Source organism: Clostridioides sp. GD02377, assembly GCF_045899875.1.
GTDB lineage: Bacteria > Bacillota > Clostridia > Peptostreptococcales > Peptostreptococcaceae > Clostridioides > Clostridioides difficile_A.
Window position 1 is genome coordinate 117,921 of the sequence record NZ_JBJODA010000014.1, and the last position, 22,208, is coordinate 140,128.

At 30.0% G+C, this 22,208-nt stretch carries 17 protein-coding genes and 1 riboswitch; of the genes, 4 read left to right on the top strand and 13 right to left on the bottom strand.

Translation table 11 applies throughout. The features are described 5' to 3' along the window. Positions 1-43: 43 nt before the first annotated feature. Positions 44-2,686: a bifunctional acetaldehyde-CoA/alcohol dehydrogenase gene (adhE, locus tag Q3304_RS13655; RefSeq protein WP_407813706.1), complete on the bottom strand. Its 2,643-nt coding sequence runs from the start codon at positions 2,684-2,686 to the stop codon at positions 44-46. Between the two features lie 878 nt (positions 2,687-3,564). Here adhE and Q3304_RS13660 point away from each other — a divergent pair. Beyond that, complete coding sequence (locus tag Q3304_RS13660) at positions 3,565-5,163, top strand: putative manganese-dependent inorganic diphosphatase (protein WP_054268916.1); 1,599 nt, start codon at positions 3,565-3,567, stop codon at positions 5,161-5,163. Between the two features lie 85 nt (positions 5,164-5,248). On the opposite strand, the gene Q3304_RS13665 is transcribed toward Q3304_RS13660, so the two are convergent. The 11 genes from Q3304_RS13665 to Q3304_RS13715 form a co-directional block, all read right to left on the bottom strand. Beyond that, positions 5,249-7,438, bottom strand: coding sequence for a DNRLRE domain-containing protein (locus Q3304_RS13665; protein WP_407813705.1), 2,190 nt, complete (start codon positions 7,436-7,438; stop codon positions 5,249-5,251). Positions 7,439-8,182: 744 nt separating this feature from the next. Then, entirely contained in the window at positions 8,183-8,707 is a 525-nt protein-coding gene (locus Q3304_RS13670) for a peptidylprolyl isomerase (protein ID WP_407813704.1), read from the bottom strand. A 64-nt stretch (positions 8,708-8,771) separates the two neighbouring features. Continuing rightward, the gene (locus Q3304_RS13675) at positions 8,772-9,524 is read right to left on the bottom strand and encodes a patatin-like phospholipase family protein (RefSeq protein WP_407813703.1); all 753 of its coding nucleotides are present in this window, start codon (positions 9,522-9,524) and stop codon (positions 8,772-8,774) included. Between the two features lie 30 nt (positions 9,525-9,554). After that, complete coding sequence (locus tag Q3304_RS13680; protein ID WP_074179959.1) at positions 9,555-10,853, bottom strand: M18 family aminopeptidase; 1,299 nt, start codon at positions 10,851-10,853, stop codon at positions 9,555-9,557. 18 nt (positions 10,854-10,871) lie between these two features. Further along, on the bottom strand, positions 10,872-13,136 hold the full coding sequence (locus Q3304_RS13685) for a DUF3553 domain-containing protein (RefSeq protein ID WP_054275709.1): 2,265 nt from the start codon (positions 13,134-13,136) through the stop codon (positions 10,872-10,874). Between the two features lie 252 nt (positions 13,137-13,388). Then, the gene (locus Q3304_RS13690) at positions 13,389-14,207 is read right to left on the bottom strand and encodes an energy-coupling factor ABC transporter ATP-binding protein (RefSeq protein ID WP_054269003.1); all 819 of its coding nucleotides are present in this window, start codon (positions 14,205-14,207) and stop codon (positions 13,389-13,391) included. Beyond that, positions 14,200-14,898 carry a cobalt ECF transporter T component CbiQ gene (cbiQ, locus tag Q3304_RS13695; RefSeq protein WP_054269002.1) on the bottom strand — a complete coding sequence of 233 codons (699 nt, stop codon included), beginning with the start codon at positions 14,896-14,898 and terminating at the stop codon, positions 14,200-14,202. Before cbiQ ends, Q3304_RS13690 begins: the two co-directional genes overlap by 8 nt. A 2-nt stretch (positions 14,899-14,900) precedes the next feature. Further along, entirely contained in the window at positions 14,901-15,185 is a 285-nt protein-coding gene (locus Q3304_RS13700; protein WP_009888183.1) for an energy-coupling factor ABC transporter substrate-binding protein, read from the bottom strand. Further along, entirely contained in the window at positions 15,175-15,927 is a 753-nt protein-coding gene (locus Q3304_RS13705) for an energy-coupling factor ABC transporter permease (protein ID WP_054269001.1), read from the bottom strand. Before Q3304_RS13705 ends, Q3304_RS13700 begins: the two co-directional genes overlap by 11 nt. 188 nt (positions 15,928-16,115) lie before the next feature. Further along, positions 16,116-16,309: riboswitch (cobalamin riboswitch) on the bottom strand. Positions 16,310-16,441: 132 nt separating this feature from the next. Next, positions 16,442-18,217 carry a nitric oxide reductase activation-like protein gene (locus tag Q3304_RS13710; protein WP_407813702.1) on the bottom strand — a complete coding sequence of 592 codons (1,776 nt, stop codon included), beginning with the start codon at positions 18,215-18,217 and terminating at the stop codon, positions 16,442-16,444. Positions 18,218-18,230: 13 nt separating this feature from the next. Then, positions 18,231-19,160 (bottom strand): AAA family ATPase, encoded by a 930-nt coding sequence (locus Q3304_RS13715; RefSeq protein WP_054268999.1) that lies wholly within the window; start codon positions 19,158-19,160, stop codon positions 18,231-18,233. Positions 19,161-19,354: 194 nt separating this feature from the next. Here Q3304_RS13715 and Q3304_RS13720 point away from each other — a divergent pair, with 194 nt between their 5' ends. The 3 genes from Q3304_RS13720 to Q3304_RS13730 are packed head-to-tail and all read left to right on the top strand — an operon-like array spanning position 19,355 to position 21,235. Continuing rightward, a complete protein-coding gene (locus tag Q3304_RS13720) occupies positions 19,355-19,726 on the top strand; it encodes a GntR family transcriptional regulator (protein WP_054268998.1) in 372 nt (123 codons plus the stop codon). Between the two features lie 13 nt (positions 19,727-19,739). Continuing rightward, entirely contained in the window at positions 19,740-20,606 is an 867-nt protein-coding gene (locus tag Q3304_RS13725; RefSeq protein WP_054275706.1) for an ABC transporter ATP-binding protein, read from the top strand. Further along, positions 20,594-21,235: an ABC-2 transporter permease gene (locus Q3304_RS13730; protein ID WP_407813701.1), complete on the top strand. Its 642-nt coding sequence runs from the start codon at positions 20,594-20,596 to the stop codon at positions 21,233-21,235. Before Q3304_RS13725 ends, Q3304_RS13730 begins: the two co-directional genes overlap by 13 nt. A 203-nt stretch (positions 21,236-21,438) precedes the next feature. Here Q3304_RS13730 and Q3304_RS13735 read toward each other — a convergent pair whose 3' ends face one another. Then, positions 21,439-22,047: a DedA family protein gene (locus Q3304_RS13735; RefSeq protein WP_407812033.1), complete on the bottom strand. Its 609-nt coding sequence runs from the start codon at positions 22,045-22,047 to the stop codon at positions 21,439-21,441. Positions 22,048-22,208: the final 161 nt, after the last annotated feature.

Here is a 22,208-nt window from a genome sequence, read left to right on the forward strand (position 1 = left end):
ATTTATATACAAGTCTAATAGAACCTATATTGTACAATAAATATTATTTACCATAATAAACTTTTAAATATATCTCTTTTAATTCACTCATCAATGGGTATCTAGGATTAGCTCCTGTACATTGGTCATCAAAAGCTTGTTCAACCATAGCATCTAATCCTTCTAAGAATTTAGATTCTTCTACCCCAGCCTCTTTTATAGTTTTAGGAAGTCCTACTCTTGCCTTTAATTCATCTATTGCTTTTATAAGGTTATCTACTTTTTCTTGGTCTGTATTTCCCTTGATTCCTACAAAAGAAGCAAATTCAGCATATCTTTGTATACAATCAGGATATCTGTATTGTGAGAATGCACCCATCTTATTTGGAGCTTCTGCACAATTGAACTTAATTACTTCATTTATTAATAATGCATTTGCAACACCATGTTGAACGTGGTGGAATGCACCCAGTTTATGTGCTAGAGAGTGACAAATTCCTAAGAAAGCATTTGCGAAAGACATCCCAGCCATAGTAGATGCCATTGCCATTTTTTCTCTTGCTTCTTTATCATTCTTTCCATTTTTGTATGCACGAGGTAGATATTCAAATATTATTTTACCTGCTTGAAGTGCTAATCCATCAGCTGGTTCAGTTCTTAGCATAGACACATATGCTTCTAGTGCATGTGTTAAGGCATCAACACCTGATGCTGCTGTTAATCTTGGTGGCATCTCCATCATCATGTCAGCATCGATTATAGCCATATTTGGCATTAATTCATAATCTGCTAATGGATATTTTACGCCTGAATCTTGGTCAGTTATAACTGCAAATGGAGTTACCTCTGAACCAGTACCTGCTGAAGTTGGGATAGCAGCAAAGTATGCTTTTTCACCCATTTTAGGGAATGCATATACTCTTTTTCTTATATCCATAAATCTCATAGCCAAATCTTGGAAGTCTACCTCTGGATGCTCATACATTACCCACATTATCTTACCAGCATCCATTGCGCTACCTCCACCTACAGCTATTATTAAATCTGGTTGGAAATCAGCCATAGCCTTAGCTCCTTCTCTTGCACAAGCTAATGTTGGGTCTGGAGCAACATCAAAGAATGTAGTATGCTTAATTCCCATCTCATCTAACAAATCAGTTAGCTTCTTAGTGTATCCATTATTGTAAAGGAAAGAATCTGTTACTATAAAGGCTTTCTTTTTATCCATAACATCTTTAAATTCTCTTGCTGCTACACCTAAACAACCTTTTTTGAAATAAACCTTTTCTGGTGCTCTAAACCAAAGCATATTCTCTCTCCTTTCAGCTACTGTCTTGATATTAAGTAAATGTTTCACTCCTACGTTTTCAGATACTGAGTTTCCACCCCAAGAACCACAACCAAGAGTAAGAGATGGTGCTAATTTAAAGTTATATAAGTCACCTATACCACCTTGTGACGATGGAGTATTAACTAATACTCTACAAGTTTTCATAGCATTTACAAACTTCTCTACTCTATCTGGATGATTTATAGCGTCTGCATATAACGAAGATGTATGGCCATATCCACCATCTGCAACTAATTTTTCAGCTTTAGCAACTGCATCTTCAAAACTTTTAGATTTGTACATTGCAAGTACTGGAGAAAGTTTTTCATGTGCAAAAGGTTCTTCTACTTCAACAGATTCTACTTCACCAATTATTATTCTAGCTGTTTTTGGAACTTCTACATCAGCCATTTTAGCTATCACATGAGCTGGCTGACCAACTATCTTAGCATTTAATGAACCATCAATTATTACTACTTTTCCTACTTTTTCTGTTTCTTCTTTATTTAAGAAATGTGCTCCACGATATTTAAATTCTTTTTTAACTTCTTCATATATTTTTTCTGGCACTATTACTGCTTGCTCAGAAGCACATATCATACCATTATCAAATGATTTTGATACTAATATTGAACTAACAGCCATTTTTACATCTGCACTCTCATCTATTATTGCAGGTACATTTCCAGGTCCAACTCCAACAGCTGGCTTTCCTGAAGAATATGCAGATTTAACCATTCCAGGTCCACCAGTAGCCAATATAAGGTCTGCCTCTGCCATAACAACGTTAGTAAGTTCAATTGAAGGTACATCTACCCAACCTATAAGTCCTTTTGGGGCACCTGCTTTAACTGCTGCATCATGTACAACTTTAGCTGCTTCTATAGTACAGTTTTTAGCTCTTGGATGAGGAGAGAAAATTATACCATTTCTAGTTTTTAGTGCTATTAGGGACTTAAATATTGCAGTCGATGTAGGATTAGTTGTTGGTATAACTGCTGATAAAACACCTACTGGTTCAGCAATTCTTGTGAAACCAAATGCTTCATCTTTTTCTATAACACCACAAGTTTTAGTGTCTTTATAAGCATTATAAATATACTCTGAAGCAAAATGATTTTTTATAACCTTATCTTCAACAATACCCATACCAGTTTCTTCTACTGCCATTTTTGCTAGAGGTATTCTTTGTTGATTTGCTGCAGTTGAAGCAGCTAAGAAAATTTTATCTACTTGCTCTTGTGTAAATGTTGCAAATTCTTTTTGTGCTAGTCTGATTTCTTCTAGCCTCATTTTTAATGTCTCAACACTATTGACAATTTCAGGACTACATACTTCAACATTTAATTTTTCTACAGCTTTTTCTTTCTTCTCCATACTAAAAACCTCCCTAAATAATTATGTATCGCCTATTTTTATAAATCTTAAATACATCATCTATATTTTAACTTATACTTAAAATATTTTTATAGATTTCATGTCTATACCTTAGATTTTATTTACTTTATCTCTCTAGGTCAAGAAGTTTTTTTCTGAATATTTTGTCAATTTATTTTTTAACAAATACATTATTTTTTTTACTTTTATTTAAATTTTTTATTTAAATGAGATATTTTTCATTTGAATAATTTACTTTGACTAAATAAAATACTAAAATGATAATTTATATCTTTCACTTTTTTTACTTATTAAATTTTATATGTTATTTATGTATTATTTGCATAAATAACATACAAAATTTTTGTCATATTTTCATAAAATAACACTTATTTTTGACTTATATGCAATTTTTCGTTCTACAACATCCGTATAATTTTAAAAAATATATAAACTGAAATTAGTATAGTTTATATAAGTTATTTTTAAATCAATACATACTTAGTATACTTTTCATATCTATAAATAATTTTTATGTTAAATCCGTTAATTTTTTACTTATAACATATATACAAAAATTTTTATAGTATAAAATATTTATAAATTTTTAGTTTATTATCATATTAATTAATTTTTTCGCAGGTATATTTAATCGATTTATTTCAAATAAAAGTAAATTTAATTGAGAATATAATTGGGTAAAAGTATAATATCATAATGATTTTTATATCAAATTCATTGTATTTATGTAAGAAATAAAATTTTATATAATATTTTTTCATTAAATTTTTTTCTTTTTACAACATATACCCACAACCTTTTGATATAATATTTTTATCAATTATTATTTATATTCAAGTTTTGAAAGGAGTATTAAAATGAGTTTATTAGTTTTCGGACATAAAAATCCAGATACAGATTCAATATGTTCTGCAATTTCATTAGCACATTTAAAGAACAAACTAGGAATAAAAGCAACAGCTTATGCTTTGGGAGATATCAGAAAAGAGGCTAAATATGCCTTAGATTACTTTAAGGTAGATGCACCTGAAATTTTAGATAATGTTAGAATACAAGTTAGAGATTTAAATTATGATAAAGTAGTTCCTTTAACTCCAACTTCATCTATATTAGAAGCTTATAATCTTATGGATGAAAAAAATGTTAAGACACTACCTGTAACTTATGATGATGGAACTTTTGCTGGTATCATTACTATGAAAGAAATAGCTAAAAACCTACTTCATCAACACTTTACAACTATACACACATCACTATCAAATATTTGTAAAAACCTTAATGGTACTATTCTTGTGGATTGTGGTGAAGATGTAAAAGGTAGAGTGGTTACTCTATCATTTGGTATGGAAACTCTAATAGAGACTCTAAAAGAGGGAGACATAGCTATTGTTGGCGATAGATATGATAGTATTGAATATGCTATTGATACAAAAGTTAAACTTTTAATACTTACTAATCATACAGAGATTTCAAAAGACTTACTAGCTCTTGCTAAAATAAATGGAGTTTCTGTTGTTTCTGTTGAAAGTGATAACTATAAAACTTCTAATGTGATAAATCAATGTAGTTTCTTAGACTCTATAGAAGCTACAGAAAATTTAATTACATTCAAAGAAGATGATTACATGGATGAAATCAAAGAAATCATGCTAGAGACAAACTTCAGATCTTATCCTATATTAGATGATGATAATAAGTTTTTAGGATTAATTTCAAAAGGACATCTATTGAACCCAACTAAAAAGAATGTTGTTTTAGTTGACCATAATGAATATGCTCAAAGTGCTGATGGAATTGAACAAGCAAATATAGTTGAAATAATTGACCATCATAAACTTGGTGGTATTTCTACTGATGTTCCTATGTCTTTTAGAGTTATGCCTGTTGGATGTAATAGTACTATAATTTACCAAATGTATAAAGAAAATAATGTTGAGATACCTTATGAAATAGCTGGACTTCTTTTATCTGCTATATTATCTGATACATTATTATTCAAATCTCCAACAACAACTGACATGGATAAAAAAGCATGTGAAGAACTAAGCAAAATAGCAAATGTAGATATGGAAAAATATGCTATGGATATGTTTAAATGTGGTACTTCTTTAGATGAATATACTATAGAAGAAATAGTAAATATGGACTTTAAAGAATTCAATATGAGTGGATATAAAGTTGGTATTGGACAAGTATTTACTTTAGATATAGATTCTATATTTGCTAAAAAAGATGAATTTTTATCTTATATAAATTCAACTGATTATGATAAATTAGTTATTGCAGTTACAGACATAATTAAAGAAGGCTCTTATTTAATCTATAAGGCAGAAGATAGATTAATTGCTGATGCATTTAGTGTTGAAGGTGTTCAAGGTACATTTGCACCAGGTGTTGTATCTAGAAAGAAACAACTAGTGCCTAATTTAACTACTGCAATCAAGAACTTTAAATAATATAAAATTTTTAAACAGAAAAACTGTTTCAAATATATATTTGAAACAGTTTTTTATTATACATATATTAATATTAAATATAAAGTTAAGTCATAATAGTATCAGCTATTCTAAATATAGTCAAAGCTGCCGCTGTCCCTGCTGATTGACCATTTCTTATTCCTACAGACACAGATGAAAAATTATTTATAGTAAATGTAGTTCCACCAAATAGAAAACCAGCGAAATATCCAGAAACCACACCTCCACCACCTGGCTCAGTAGTGATACCTGCTAAATCTCTCCCTCCTAAAATAGGAAATAAGAAAGAAAAAGAGTATTGATTTATACTTGATGAACCTGGTTGCAATGCTAATGAAACTGAAATGTAGTACACACCATTTTCTTCTACTTTAAATGTACCATTTGCATCCACTGTTATACTTGAACTATTCCCCAGTACTGCTTGCCAATTTTTTATAGCTTCCCCATTATTTAAGATTTGTGCAGATGGAGCATTTACAAGAAAATTAGCAATTGGCTGTGAGAAATTACCTGTTGCTCCAGTATTTCCGGTTGGTCCGGTCGCTCCTGTTGCTCCTGCGTTTCCTGTTGGTCCTATTTCTCCTGTTACTCCTGTATTTCCTGTTGGTCCTGTCACTCCTGTGTTTCCTATTGGACCTGTTGCTCCGGTTGGTCCTGTTACTCCTGTATTTCCGGTTAGGCCTGTTGGACCTGTTGCTCCGGTTGGTCCTATTTCTCCTGTTGGTCCTGTGTTTCCTATTGGACCTGTTGCTCCGGTTAGCCCTATTTCTCCAGTTGCTCCTGTGTTTCCTATTGGACCTGTTGCTCCAGTTGGTCCTATTTCTCCGGTATTTCCGATTGGGCCTGTTGCTCCCATTGGACCTTCTAACCCTGTATTTCCAGTTGCTCCTGTGTTTCCAGTTGGCCCTATCTCTCCTGTATTCCCTGTTGGGCCTGTTGCTCCAGTTGCTCCTGTGTTTCCTGTTGGTCCTATTTCTCCAGTATTTCCGGTTGGGCCTGTTACTCCGGTTGGTCCTATCACTCCTGTGTTTCCTGTTGGCCCTATTTCTCCAGTTGCTCCTGTGTTTCCTGTTGAACCTGTTGCTCCAGTTGGTCCTATTTCTCCGGTATTTCCGGTTGAACCTGTTGCTCCGGTTGGCCCTATTTCTCCAGTATTTCCGGTTGGGCCTGTTGCTCCCATTGGACCTTCTAATCCGGTGTTTCCGGTTGAACCTGTTGTTCCCATTGGGCCTTCTAATCCTGTGTTTCCTGTTGGACCTGTCGCTCCTGTGTTTCCTGTTGAGCCGGTTGCTCCAGTTGGCCCTATCTCTCCTGTATTCCCTGTTGGACCTGTTGCTCCGGTTGGTCCTTCTAATCCGGTATTTCCGGTTGGACCTGTTGTTCCTGTGTTTCCTGTTGGGCCTGTTGCTCCTGTTGGACCTATTTCTCCTGTGTTTCCTGTTGGGCCTATTCCTCCAGTTGGTCCTGTGTTTCCTATTGGACCTGTTGCTCCGGTTGGTCCTATTTCTCCAGTTACTCCTGTGTTTCCTGTTGAACCAGTCGCTCCAGTTGACCCTGTTATTCCTGTGTTTCCAGTTGGACCAGTCGCTCCAGTTGGTCCTATTTCTCCGGTATTTCCGGTTGGTCCTGTTGCTCCTGTGCTTCCCATTGGGCCTCTTGGTCCGGTTGGACCTGTAACTCTAATTGGAGGACATCCGAATTTAGGAGGACAGCACTCTTTTTTTCTTTCTTCAAATGTTATAAGTATATATGGTTTGTTACGACCTCTACTAGATGTAAACTCTATAATCTTACAAGGATAATTTAAAGATAAAGCTAATCCATAATTAGGATACTTGCCCACCGCCCATGCTTTTACAATACTTGTAATATTTAAACATATATAGTTAGACGTATCACTTATACCAATTGGTAAATATCCTTCAATATTTTCTATAGGCAATTTATCATTCCATGATATAGTCCTTGAATTATAATATTCGATTATTCTTTTTACTTCAATATCTATTTTTTCATTAAAAATATAATTATTATCTGAATTAATATGAATAAATAACTCTGCTTTTAGTATATTTTTATCTTTTAATATCTCTGGTATTCTTACTTTGAAAAAAGTAAGAAGTTTTTCTTCTGCAAAAGTGCTTGAATATTTAGTTCCTATTAAACAATATTCTAAAAAACTAAAGTTTTTATCTGGATATTTTCTTGATATAAAGGTATCATCATTTAAATAAAGTATAATATTTCTCATTTATAATCCCTCCATTTTGGGTCTATATTATACTATGTTAAAAAACATACTTAGTTACAATAAAGTTAAAAATTTACTTTCTTAAATATTTATATAATAATACCAATTTCTTCAAAAAAAGAACCTGTAATTAGAAGATTCTAATTACAGGTTCTTTTTCATTGTTATATATTACACTTTAAATTATTCCTTGACTGGCCTAGCTGGTGTAAACTAAACCAGTCTCTCTCAAATATTAAGCACTTTTTTCTTCTTATGTTTTTTAGGATTTATTGTCTCTATTATTGTAAACCAAAGTTATAAAATTGTAAATAGAAGATATTTCCATGATGATATTTTTTTATAAATAAAAAACATAGAAAAACTTATTTTTCTTAAATAAAATAGATAAAATAGCTTAAAAAGACACTGGAATAATTGTTTTCCATATGTCTTCCATATTTATTTAATATATTATTATATACAAACTTGGATAAAAATATTTTTAGTAAAATTTTTTTAACTATACTTTATTTTTTAATTAAAATTTTATGATACTAATTTTATGGAATAAGTATCATAAAATTTTAATGTTATTTCTAATTGGCACATTCTGTAATTTATTATTTTAATACACAACTTCTTATTATATAGAATAAATAAAAAATGAGATGTATTCGTCTAAAGACGTAACTACATCCCATTTTATCTTCAATAAACAACATATATTTTGACTTTTACTTATAACTAATTTTTATATATGTTTTAATTTTTTTCTACATCAGAGTAATCTATTCCAAAAGTCTCCACAGTAACAGATTTCATAACTTGTGAAGTTTGTGGTTTATCAGCTGCATCTGTTCTAACTGATGCTATTTCATCAACAACCTCTATACCTTCTATTACTCTACCAAATCCTGCATATTGACCATCTAAATGTGGTGAATTTTTATGCATTATGAAAAATTGAGAACCAGCTGAATTAGGTGCCATAGTTCTAGCCATCGATATGACTCCTCTTTCATGTTTTAAATTATTAGTAAATCCATTCCCACTAAATTCACCTTTTATAGAGTGACCTGGACCACCCATTCCTGTACCATTTGGGCATCCACCTTGTATCATAAATCCTGGTATTACTCTATGAAATATTATTCCATTATAATATCCTTCATTTACTAATGATACAAAGTTTTTAACTGTATTTGGTGCTATATTTGGGTACAACTCAATTTTAATTTCTTTTCCATTTTCCATTTCTATAGTTACTATAGGATTTTTATTTTCCATAATTCATTACCTTCCTTTTCCTTAGTTAAATTATACAATTACATTTATTATATTATACTCTAAATTAAAGTCTATCAAGTATATTTTTTCCTATTTCATATCCTTCTTGATAAATAGCTTTACAAAACTCATCATCAAAATTAAGAGTGTCTTTAGGTGCGAACTGAGTATTTGGTCTAACTACTATTATTCTGTCTTCATCGTATGTTTTTTTAATATCTTCTGGCAATTCATAATTATATTTCGTTGATATTAAAATAATCTTATCCACATTATCCACAATTAAAGGATCAATCAATGCACTCCTAATTAGACCTCCATCTAATTTAAAACCATCATATAGTCCTTCTTGAACATCTTTTGCAAATTGTTCTTTAAAACCAAGAGTGGCCTTTGGATTTGATGGTAACAATCCACTGTATGAAATACTGATAATTGCTTCATCACAAGTCATCTTTGATACATCAACAATCTTTTCTGATACTACCTTATTATTGACTTCTACATAGTTAACATAAAACTTCATTTCTTCAATTTTACTATCATCTAGTTCCCTCAAATTGTCTATAGCAGGAGAATTATCCACAGTATTATTTATTATTTTTACATTTCCATTCTGGATATCTTTTATATTTGTCCACATTTTTTCTAAGTTATCAACATTACCTGTGTACAAATAATATCCATTTATTGCTCCTATCGATGTCCCTGAAATTGAATAAAATTTATTTATTCCTCCATCATATAATGCCTTTACTACTCCTGCTTGGTAAGCCCCTTTTGCGCCTCCACCTTCTAAGCATAATCCTAATTTCATAGTCTCATCTCCAAATTGTTTATCTTATATTTATATTTCAAAAAACTTGCTAAACGTTTTATATATACTATAATGGTCTTCAACATTTCCTAATTCTCTTATAGAGTGCATTGCCAAAATTGGACTTCCCACATCCACAGATGGTATATCTATATGAGTTGAAGATATTGGACCTATAGTACTTCCACCTCTTTCATCTGACCTATTAACAAATTCTTGATACTCAACATTAGCTTCTCTACATATATTCTTATAAACAGCTATAGAATACCCATCACTTGTATATGCCTGACTAGCATTTATCTTTATAACAGGCCCTTTTCCCATAACTGGTTTATTAGTTGGGTCATGTTTTTCTGGAGTATTTGGATGGATGGCATGAGCCAAATCTGATGATATCATAAAAGATGAATAAATAGACTCAAAGAACTCTTCCCTATCTTTACCTATTGATAGACAAATTCTTTCCAATATATTTAATAGCATGTTTGAATCTGCACCTTGTTTAGTAGAGCTACCAACTTCTTCATTATCAAATACGGCCATTACATTTACGCCATTTTGACCTTTAGTATCAATAAGAGCATTCAAGCTAGCATGTACCATAGCAAGATTGTCTTGTCTTCCTATAGATATAAATTCATCATTAGCCCCTATTAAACTTCCTTTTTCAAATTCATATAAAAACAAATCAAAATCTATGACATCTTCCATATTTACATCCAAATTAGATGCTATTTGTTTTAAAAGGAAGTTATCTTTTTCTAATGTATCATTCAACAAACCAACTAAAGGTAACATATCCTTTTGCTTATTATATGAATGACCATCATTTATACTTCTATTTAAGTGTATAGCTAGGTTTGGTATTATACAAATTGGCTTTTGAAAGTTTATAAGTCTTTCGCTTGGCTTTAATACATTATCACTCTTTAAAACTACCCTGCCAGCTATGCCAAGAGGTCTATCTAACCATGTGCTCAATATTGCTCCTCCATAGCACTCTGTATTCAACTTCAAATAAGATTTTTCAGCTTCTATTTCTGCATTTGGTTTAATGCTAAATGTAGGAGAATCTGAATGAGAACCTATTATTCTAAAACCATCTTTCTCTATGTCTTCTGAATTAACTACAAAAGCTACTATAGCAGATAAATTTTTAGTAACATAGTATTTTCCACCCACTTTTAGGTTCCACTTATGATTTAAAGCTAACTCTTCAAATCCATTTTTATCTAGAATTTCTTTAGCACTATCAACTGCATGAAAAGATGATGGACTATCATATATGAAGTCTATTAAGTTCTTAGCAAAATTTATACTATCCATTCCCTATATTAACCTCCATTATAAAATATTTAGTGTTGTATATTCTTTGTTTATTTTTTTAATTCCTTGCTTGTCAAAAGCTATAGTAACATCTGTGCCAATTATAGATACTACTGTCCCAACCCCAAATTTAGGATGATGCACTTTAGAACCAAGTTTTATATCATCTGGGTTAGTCTCTTTATTGGAATCTTTTATTGTAGCATTAACTTTGTCAGCAACTTTAGATTTACTTATAGTATTCATGTACTTTTTAGTATATTTATCTAACATATTATAGCTTGCTTTAGAATAACTCAGTTCTTTCTTTACTTTGTACAATCTTTCTATACATTCTTCTGGTAGCTCCTCCATAAATCTTGAAGCTATTGCAACATTTGTTTTACCATATAATGTCCTCTTCTCTGTCAATGACATATATAACTCTTCCTTGGCTCTAGTTATACCAACATAACAAAGTCTTCTCTCTTCTTCTATCTGTGAATCACTTAGAGACTTTATAGCTCTTGATATAGGGAATAATCCTTCTTCCATACCTATTAGGAATACTACAGGGAATTCTAGCCCTTTAGATGTATGAATTGTCATAAGAGAAACCCTATCATTGTCTTCTTCATCATTTGATTCAGATGTAAGTGCTATACTAGTTAAGAATGTTTCTAAGTCTTTGTTTTCATAATTCTCATCATTACTACTTTCAAACTCCAAAGCTATAGATATGAATTCTCTTAAGTTGTCAATTCTATCTTGAGCTTCCTCTCCCTTACCAGTCAAATCTTTTTCATTTTTATTCCTTATCTCTACAAGTTCATCCATATATCCTGTAGTATCTAAGACCTTTTCTATAAGTTTACTAACAGGATAAACTTCTTTTATAGTTCTAAGTGTACCTATAATATCAACAAATCCACTTATACTTGCTCTTGCTTTAGTAGATATATCTGAATTTGTCTCTATATCAATTAATACTGAATATATACTTTCCTGCTTTAAATTAGCTCTATCTTCAATTTTTTCTATTGTTCTAAGCCCTATACCCCTTCTAGGTACGTTTATAATTCTTTTTATAGATATATCATCTTGTGGATTTTGAATAACTCTTAAATACGCTAATAAATCCTTTATTTCTTTTCTCTCGTAAAATTTTGTACCACCATATATATTATATGGTATTTGACTTCTATTTAAAGCATCCTCTACAGGTCTAGCTTGTGCATTTGCTCTATAAAGTACTGCAAAGTCTTTATATGGTCTCTTCTCTTTTCTAGCTATTTGTGCAATTGAATCAGCAATGAAATCAGCTTCTTCTATTTCACTACCAGTTAATTGTATCTTTATAAGCTCTCCTTCTTTTTTTTCACTCCAAAGCTTTTTCCTTTTTCTTTCTATATTATTAGATATAACTTTATTAGCTGCATCTAATATCACTTGTGTAGACCTATAATTTTGCTCCAATTTTACAACATGTACATTATCATAATCTTTCTCAAACTCAAGTATATTTCTTATATCTGCGCCTCTCCATCCATAAATACTTTGGTCATCATCTCCAACAACACAAATATTTTGATGTTCTCTGGCTAATAATTTTATCAATTCATACTGAGCTTTACTTGTATCTTGATACTCATCTACCATTATGTATCTAAATCTACTTCTATAATATGCTAAAACTTCTTCATTAGCCTTAAAAAGCTCTACAGTTTTAAGTATTAAATCATCAAAATCAAGTGCACTATTTCTTTTTAAACGGTCTTGATATAATGCATAAATATCTGCAATTTTACTCATTCTATTATCTGCCATGTTAATGTCTTTAAACTGTTTTGGAGTATAAAGCTTATCTTTTGCTCCTGAAATAGCACTTATAACTGCTTTTGGTTCAAACACCTTATCACTTAAATTTAGTTCTTTAAGACAGTCTTTAACCAATGTAACTTGGTCTGCTGCATCATAAATTACAAAGCTCCTGTTGTAACCAATCTTATTTATATCTTTTCTAAGTATACGAACACAGCAAGAATGGAATGTACTTATCCACATTTCCTTAGTCTCAGAACCTATATTTTGTTCAACTCTTTCTCTCATTTCATTTGCAGCTTTGTTTGTAAATGTTATCGCTAATATATTTGGTGGTTGTACACCTTTATCTTCTATAAGGTATGCCATTCTCGTTGTTAATACCTTAGTTTTACCTGAACCAGCTCCAGCCAGTATAAGTACTGGACCTTCAGTCTTTTCTACTGCTTCTCTTTGAGCAGGATTTAATGTATCTAAATTCATATTTCTCCTCCTGTTAACAGCCATAAATATATTTTAATCTAAAATATGAATTACTTCAAATTATAATTATGTATTATACTAATAGATTATTTCCAATATATTACAATTAAATAACACTTTACATATAATTTATTTTATTATTTAATAAAAAAATAACCTTATGATTTGGGGAATCATAAGGCACCTTTAAGGGGTCTAGGTTAAGGGTTATTATATATAAATCTATTTTTTTAAAATAGGTTTAGGGCTTAATTATTTGTTTGTATTAAGTTCTCTTTCTTTCCAGTACTTATACAAATCTTCTTCTTTCTTAAATAAAGGTAGGTTCATATTTTTGTGTACCTTTACTAGCCATGGGGATTCTAAGCCAGCTTGTATAATGTTATTTTCATTTACAAATACATTTTCTGCCTTTCCTTCATCAATTAAAATCCCCTTATCCAATACATATATATAATCGCATATTTCATACATTAAATTCATATCATGACTGGATATTACTATTTTTATATTATCTTTATTCAATCCCTTTATTATATCTACAATAGACCTAGTACTTACTGGGTCTAAACCAGCTGTAGGCTCATCAAGCAATATAATTTCATTTTCCATTGCTATAACTGATGCTATCGCTACCCTTTTTTTCTGACCATAACTTAAAAAATGTACTGGTCTATCTATAAAATCTATTCCATTAACAGCTACTAGAGCTTTGTTTATTCTCTCTTTAATTATTTTTTCATCTATACCAATATTTCTCATTGCAAATGCTATATCATCGTATACTTTTGAATAGAAAATTTGTTTTTCTGGGTCTTGAAAGACAATACCCACATTTTTTCTAAGATTATACAAACTTTTTTTATCATATTTTAATTTTTCTTCTTTAAAAAGAATTTCTCCAGATGTAGGTTTTAATATACCCATTAAATTCATAAATAATGTTGATTTTCCTGAACCATTTGAACCTATTATACCTATAACATTTCCCTTTGAGAAATCCATATTAATGTTTAATAATGCATTGGCATTCTTTTCATATTGATAAGTTAAATTATTTATTTTAAACATCATTATCCCCTACTATGTGAAATTTACCATCATACAATTTTATGTCTAATGATATACACATATCATCATACCTTGTCATAAGTCTTTTGTACAGCATACTTCCAAGAATTCCTAAGGATTTATATGAAGTTTTTAAATTTATGTACCCAAATCTTAGTTCTTGTGACTTATATATTTCTGAAAATTCTTCTAAAAATATGAATATAAACCTATATATTAACATTGATAGCTCAACAAAAGTATCAGGTAAATGCAATTTTTTAAAGAAGAATATTAATTGATTAAAAGGTGTTGTAAGTATACAAAAGTATACACAAGTCAAACAAGACATAGCTCTAAATAACACATGAATAGACATGTCAATAGATGCTTTTGATATTCCTACATTGAAACTAAAAATTTCAAAACTATATAATAAGTCTGCCTTATTAAAAGATATATTTACAAGAGTTATTCCTATACTAAGAAATAAAAAGTACATTGGTATTCTGAGTAATTTTAAATAATTCTTTAAATCTATTCCAGCTACACAAACAACTAGAATACTCATTAAAATCATAATTCCACTTAAAACAAATATATTTTTTATTACCATAGAAGCAATCAGAAAGATTACTCCTATGGCTACTTTTTTATTTGGATTTACTTTACTTAATCTATTTGTATATGCATATTTATCAATTATAAGCATAATTAACTTCTCTTTCCTTTTTGAACACCTAATATGTACCCTATTACACCAGCACCTAACGCTGCTTGTGCAGAGAATAATAAACTTTCTATTTCTCCACTTGGTGGCTCATATGGGCTACTAAACCATGGTTCATAATCTGGATTTATCTTAGTAATTTCACTCTCAGCTTGACCATCTGCTCCTCCATATTCAGCTCCCGAATTAACAAGTAGTGGGAATATGATAAGAGCTACTACTAATAAAAGTAGTAATATATTAGTTTTCGTCTTTGTTTTAGCACTCATTAGCTTTAACTCCTTTATCATTATTTTCTAGTATGCTTTTTTCTCCATTTTCTGTAATTAAATTATATACAATTACAGTAAGTATACCTTCTGCTATCGCTATTGGTATTTGAGTCATAAAGAAAATTCCTAAAAACTTAATTGCTGAAGCCATCACTCCACCTGATGGGTCTGGGAAAGCCAGTGCTAACTGTATCGAAGTTACTGTATATGTAGCCAAATCTCCTATTGCTGCTGCAAGAAATACTGGCATTGCATTATTTCCGTCTTTTTTCTTTAATGCTTTAAATATTAAGAATGATATAATTGGTCCTATAATAGCCATTGAAAAAGCATTAGCTCCTAAAGTAGTTATTCCTCCATGTGCCAATAGTAATGCTTGGAATATTAGAACTATAGTTCCAAGAACAAACATTACACTTGGTCCAAACATTATTGCTCCAAGACCTACTCCAGTAGGATGTGAACAACTTCCTGTTACTGAAGGTATCTTTAGTGCTGACAATACAAATACAAATGCTCCACACAGCGCTAATAATACTTTCTTTTTAGGGTCTTGCTTTACTATTTTTCCTATTGATTTTAGTCCTACTAAAAAAAATGGTATAAATATAACTCCCCATGCTATAGACCATTTTACTGGTAAGTATCCTTCCATTATGTGCATTGCATTCGATGTAACTGGAGTTAAAATGATTAACATAAGTGCAGCTATAACCCCTAATTTGATATTTTGTTTCATTTTACTATCCCCTCTCTCCCTTTCTAATAATTAAAATATAAATAATATATGTCTAATTTATTTTAAAAATAAAAATAAAAAAGCCTAACTCGATGGTTAGGCTTCTAATTTTCGACAATCCAAATACAAACACATAAAATAAACATATCTGTATAATTATTATAAGAAACTTTCTCCATCCCCGAAGAAATTACTTTAATATTTTAGGCAGGTCTCCTGACTTAGCTTCTTCCTACTCCTCTTCCTTCCCATGAAATATAAAAGTATATCATCATAGTGGCTAACAAAAGTTTCGTCTGCATCACAGTAGCGGGGGCTGTAAAGGAATTTAACCTTTTTCCCTATTAATCTTGCTTGAAGAACCTATAATATTATATATTTAATTTTTAAATTATTCTTAAAACATTTTCTATATAAATCATTGTATACCTTTTCTGTGAAAATTTCTACATTTTTTACAAATTTTATTCATTTTTATATTTTTATGTATATAAATTATTTTTTATAATCTTGATTAATTTCTAATTATCTTCTTTAAATACATCGAAACTACATCAGAAAATCTAGTTATATCTCTTGAATATATAAAATCGTTTCCATATATTAATCTTTCAGCCTCAAGCTCCGATTCTTTCCCTGTGAATACTCCTAATACTAATATATTTTGTTTCCTAGCTTTTCTTACTTCATTAGCTGTATCTCTTAAACCAACTATCCCTCTATAAGCTTTTTCTCCTCTTAAGGTTCTCTCACTATTTTTTCCTATCTTTACATCATTGGGTCTTCCATCACTAAGAACTATCAAAATTTTATTTTCTTCATCTCTATTTATTAGACCACTACATATAGATTTTATAGCTAAACCATCTCTATTATTACCAGCACAAAAGTATTCAAATATATTTTCACTATTTTTTAAACTATCATCATAATCTTTAAATCTTTTTAATATTGTATAATCCAAAAAACTAGAAAATCCCATAGCTCTATTTGGTATGCCAACCTCTGTTAAGGCATTTGCAATTATATACGCCTGAATTGCCACATTTCCTTGATTTCTACTTTGAGAACCACTTGCATCTAATAATATATCAATAACATACTTTCCTTTTTCATTTTCTATATCTTTATAAAATATTTTATTATTATTACTTCTACCCACTCTCCAAGCCCTATTTGCTAATATAGTTCCACAATCAGAGTATACTCTTGTTTTAGCATTTTCTTCTATCAAAATTCTAGCTAGACTTTCTTTTAATCTCTTTATTTGTTGTCTATACATTCTAGCATGTTCTCTAAATTTCCCTAAATTATTTTCTTTTTGCCTTGTCACATATTTTAACTGGAATACATTATTACACTCACTTCTAAGAACTCCATCTGTAAAGTGTATTCTACACCCTTCATGAACATTTCTACAATTTTGTGTTTCAATCTTCTTAATTTCACCTTTACTCAAATAAGTTTTCCCATAATAATGTTCTATCTTTGAATATATCTTATTTGCAGTCTCTTCATCAACATATATTACTCTGTCTGCTGAATTGCTAGATTGAGAATCCTCAAAATCTCCTACTCCCTCTATAAGCATAGATGAAGATATAGAGTCTATATCACTTTCAATAATATTTTCTTCTTCATCACTATAAAGTTCTTCATACATAAAATCAGCAAATGTATCAAAATTTACATCAACATCTTTTACATTATTTTCATCATATGTAGAACTACTTTCTTCTCCATTTAATATATATTCAAAATAAGTTAAATATATAACATCTAATGCTTTTAAAATCTCCATAATATCTTGATTTGTATCTATATTCCTTATGTCATTAACTATTCTTCTAGTTAGGCTATCTAATGCTGGATGCTTGTCCATATTATAAAGTACAAAGGCATATTTAATTTTATCCATAATATTGTCATTGTGTATTTTGGTAAAACGTGAAACAATATCTTTATAAGCATTTCTTCTTATATCTTCTATCCCTGGTCTATCTTTAATAGCCTTTTCTTCAACTATTGTATTTAATATGACTTGAATCAGACCCAATATAATATCTTTGTCATATCCTTTTCGTATTCTATTTGTAAGGTATTTTTTTACTATGTCCCAATCTACATACTTTCTTCTAGCACCTGCAATTATTGCAAAATATAAACCTATCTCTTTTGAAGAATAATCCTTTTCTGATATATCTATACTTTCATTGTAATCTCCAGCTATTGTCCAAGATAAATTATTTGCTCTGTTTTCAAATTCATAATCATCATATATCCATTTCATAATCTCACCTATATTAAATATGACTTATTGGAAATACATCTATACTCTCCCATTTATTAGGTATTCTAGTTTTAATTACATCTCCAACCATTTCTTTCTCATATATATCGAAGGTCTTTCCTGTAAGTCCCATGTTAATTGCAAGAGTTGGTTTCAACCCTCTTCTTATAGTCTTAAGTGATGCCATGAGACCACGCAAGTCAATAGCTTTACTAGATATTTCACCATTTTGAGACTTCAACTGTAAATCTAGAAATATTCCTGCAAAATGCATTAATTTTTCTTCATCAGCATCTGGAAATTCATTTTTTAAAATCATCATCAACTTATCTTCTTCTATAGGAGGAATATCTATTACCATAAATCTAGATACTAGTGCCTCATTAAGTTCTTTTGTTCCTGCATATTCATAATTCATAGTCCCAATAAATCTCGTTGCTGGATGCAGATTTACTCTTTCATATCCAGGAACATCAATCAGTCTTCTATAATCTAAAGCTGAATGTACTACAACTACAGCATCATTCTTTGCCATATTAATTTCATCAAATACACCAAATCCCCCATTGATGGCACATTCATAAACAGAACCCCTTCTAAGCTTAACTTCATTATCTATAAATGTGTCTGTACCTATAAGTGTTGAACTATCTGTATTTATGTGAAATGATGTATTCCATTGAGGTCTATTAAATATCTCACCCAAGTTGTCAGCAAGTAAGTTTTTTCCTGTTGCTTTTGGTCCTGATAATAATATATTTTCTTCTTCCAAAATAGCTGCTATACACATAGACAAAATATCTCTTCCATAAAAATAAGTTTTAGACTTCGTTACCCTATATTCTAAATCTTTCTCTAGAGCATAATAACGTCTAAAATATAGTACATCTTCAATAAGTTTCTCATCTACCCCTTGTACCCTTAGATTATCTATTATATCCATATTCTTACCCCTTTTATATAAATAGTATTTGTTTCATTTCTTAACACCATTTTAGCATAAAAAGATATAAGGTGACTAACATATAAATTATTGTATTATTCTCTCTTTTATATTTATTATCTTGACAAGACTGATTTATAGGCCTATACTGTACTTAACTAACAAGTACAGTAAGTACAGTATAGGAGGATTAAATGGAAATAATCATTAGTAATAGTAGTGATAAACCTATATATGAACAAATATGTTTGCAGATTAAAAGTCTTATAATGAATGGAACATTATCTGCTGGTGAGATGCTACCATCTATGAGAAGTCTAGCAAAAGATTTACATATAAGTGTAATTACTGTTCAACGGGCATACGAGGATTTAACTCGTGATGGATTTATTGAAACTGTGTCTGGTAAAGGTAGTTTTGTATCTAGTCAAAATAAAGAGTTCATCCAAGAAGAACAGTTACGAATAGCAGAAGAATTATTGCAAAAAGTTTCAGAAATTGGTCGAACACATGGTATATCTTATGAGCAGATGACCAATATTCTCAAATTATTCTATGAAGATTAAGGGGATGTAAACTATGGAAAAGAATAATGTTTTAGTTCAAAACTTATATAAAAATTTTGATGATTTTTCATTAAAAGATGTTTCATTTTGTATTCCAAAAGGTAGAATTGTCGGCTTTATTGGAGAGAATGGCGCTGGTAAAAGTACCACAATTAATTTGATACTGAATGAATTGAAAAAAGATGCTGGAAAAATTGAGATATTTGGGGTAGACAATGCAACGTATTCAATTAAAAATGATATTGGTATTGTCTTTGATGAGTGCAATTTCCATGATATTTTTACTGTAAAACATATCAGTAAAATACTATCTGGCATATATACGTCATGGGATGATACACTTTATCAACATTATCTAGAAAAATTCAAGCTTCCATTAAAAAAAACTATTGGCTCATTTTCCAAAGGAATGAAAATGAAACTTTCTATTATATGTGCTATGGCTCATAGACCAAAACTTCTAATTTTAGATGAAGCAACAACTGGGCTTGACCCTGTTAGTAGAGATGAAATATTGGATTTGTTTTTGGAATTCATACAAGATGAAGAACACTCTATTTTCTTTTCATCCCATATCACATCAGATATACAAAAAATTGCAGATTATGTAATACTAATTCATAAAGGAGAAATTGTTTTTGAAGAACAAAAAGATAACTTAATCTACAATTATGGAATTATTAGGTGTGGAAAAGAAAAATTTAAAACTATCTCACAAGATGATTATCTTATTTGCAAACAGACAAATATGAGTATAGAATGCTTAGTTGATGATAAAGAAACTGCAAGAAGAAAATATAAGGATGTAGTTGTTGATAATGCGACATTGGAAGATATTATGCTTTTCTATATTAAAGGAGGAATATTATGCGAGGATTAATTTACAAAGACTTCTATCTTTTTTTTAAAAGTATTGATAAGAAACTTATTATAATTGCAATATTGGCTATTATTCTTCTCATTATGAATATGGGGATATATGCTGGATTAATGACTTCAATTATGTTTTCTATTTCAATAGGTATGCAAAACATTATAAGTTTTGCAAGTGATGAGAATGTAAACTGGAAAAAATATCAATTAGCTATGCCTGTTAGTGGATATTCTGTAGTGGCAAGCAAATATATTTCTGTTATATGCACATTGGTTTTTAGTTTATCTGGAAGCATTATATTTAGTTTGATGAGCAGTATTTTCTATGGTAATTTTGAAATCAGTATATTGGGCTTATCTATTATTGCAGCAATTATTTTGCCACTTACTTGTACTGCTATTTGCTTACCTCTTACATATTGGTTTGGTTTCCGTTCAGCACAAACAATAGGATTGCTTTTCGTCGTTCCTATTTTCTATTTTATCAAATATTTTGAGGATGGACCTGGACTTTCTACCATTATGACTTCTACTCAATCCTATTTGTTGATGACTTTCACCACAGTTATAGTCTTATTCATTGTTTCTTTTGTAATAAGTGTACTTGGATATTCAAGAAAAAATAGCTGTATATAAAAATAAAGCTGATAATTAATTGCTCTTAACTACCACTCAATATCTTATTTCATTATTAAATTTAACTTATTCATTACAATTTGACATTAAATATCCCCGTTTCTACATTGTACTAAAAACGGGGATTTTGATTATTAGAAATTATCTCAAACACTTAAATCTTACAGTAAGTATAAAAAATGATGAAAAAATCTATTAATTTTTTATAATCTTAACTTATGATGTTTTTTATGTATATATGACTTAATAGTAAATCCAATAAGAATTAAAGCTATTGGTATAATTAGAACTAGGAATTTATAATCATTATAATGGGACATTATTTTTACCCAACTCTCTGAGAAAATATAACCTATGCTAATTAGTGAAGTATTCCATATGGTAATTCCTACAATAGATGATACTACAAAAGTTATAATATTCTGACCTGCTATACCTGCTATAAAAGATATGTATGTTCTACATAATGGAATTAATCTACATACACAAACAGAAATAGAAGAATATTTATTAAAATAGTCCTGAGATGCAAATATTCCTTTCTTTGCCTTTGGACAAATCTCTACTATTTTATTTATGATAGATTTCCCACCCCAATTTCCTACTGTATAACAAAATATTGACCCAAGTATACCTGCAATTATACTCAAAATCAAAATTGTCAAAAACCCAAAATGATTCCTTGCGGCAATTGCTCCACATAATGGCAATACAACTTCGCTAGGTAATGGAAAACAAGCATACTCAATCATAATTAATACAAATACAGAGATTAATCCATATTGTAGAATAAAACTATTGATTACAGACACTTACTTATCTATCTCCTTTCTTATTTAAAAGTACATATCTATAAGAGCTCGCCACTCTATATTTAAAGAATCAATCTCTTTAAACTATTATATGTATTTATACAAAGTATTTATAACATACTTTGAAAATAGTACTTTAAAAATAAGAAACTTATATAAAT

Excerpts from the sequence above, each read along its gene's own strand:
- adhE (WP_407813706.1), bottom strand. The coding sequence starts at position 2,686 with ATGGAGAAGAAAGAAAAAGCTGTAGAAAAATTAAATGTTGAAGTATGT.
- Q3304_RS13660 (WP_054268916.1), top strand. The coding sequence starts at position 3,565 with ATGAGTTTATTAGTTTTCGGACATAAAAATCCAGATACAGATTCAATA.
- Q3304_RS13665 (WP_407813705.1), bottom strand. The coding sequence starts at position 7,438 with ATGAGAAATATTATACTTTATTTAAATGATGATACCTTTATATCAAGA.
- Q3304_RS13670 (WP_407813704.1), bottom strand. The coding sequence starts at position 8,707 with ATGGAAAATAAAAATCCTATAGTAACTATAGAAATGGAAAATGGAAAA.
- Q3304_RS13675 (WP_407813703.1), bottom strand. The coding sequence starts at position 9,524 with ATGAAATTAGGATTATGCTTAGAAGGTGGAGGCGCAAAAGGGGCTTAC.
- Q3304_RS13680 (WP_074179959.1), bottom strand. The coding sequence starts at position 10,853 with ATGGATAGTATAAATTTTGCTAAGAACTTAATAGACTTCATATATGAT.
- Q3304_RS13685 (WP_054275709.1), bottom strand. The coding sequence starts at position 13,136 with ATGAATTTAGATACATTAAATCCTGCTCAAAGAGAAGCAGTAGAAAAG.
- Q3304_RS13690 (WP_054269003.1), bottom strand. The coding sequence starts at position 14,207 with ATGTTTAAAATAAATAATTTAACTTATCAATATGAAAAGAATGCCAAT.
- cbiQ (WP_054269002.1), bottom strand. The coding sequence starts at position 14,898 with ATGCTTATAATTGATAAATATGCATATACAAATAGATTAAGTAAAGTA.
- Q3304_RS13700 (WP_009888183.1), bottom strand. The coding sequence starts at position 15,185 with ATGAGTGCTAAAACAAAGACGAAAACTAATATATTACTACTTTTATTA.
- Q3304_RS13705 (WP_054269001.1), bottom strand. The coding sequence starts at position 15,927 with ATGAAACAAAATATCAAATTAGGGGTTATAGCTGCACTTATGTTAATC.
- Q3304_RS13710 (WP_407813702.1), bottom strand. The coding sequence starts at position 18,217 with ATGAAATGGATATATGATGATTATGAATTTGAAAACAGAGCAAATAAT.
- Q3304_RS13715 (WP_054268999.1), bottom strand. The coding sequence starts at position 19,160 with ATGGATATAATAGATAATCTAAGGGTACAAGGGGTAGATGAGAAACTT.
- Q3304_RS13720 (WP_054268998.1), top strand. The coding sequence starts at position 19,355 with ATGGAAATAATCATTAGTAATAGTAGTGATAAACCTATATATGAACAA.
- Q3304_RS13725 (WP_054275706.1), top strand. The coding sequence starts at position 19,740 with ATGGAAAAGAATAATGTTTTAGTTCAAAACTTATATAAAAATTTTGAT.
- Q3304_RS13730 (WP_407813701.1), top strand. The coding sequence starts at position 20,594 with ATGCGAGGATTAATTTACAAAGACTTCTATCTTTTTTTTAAAAGTATT.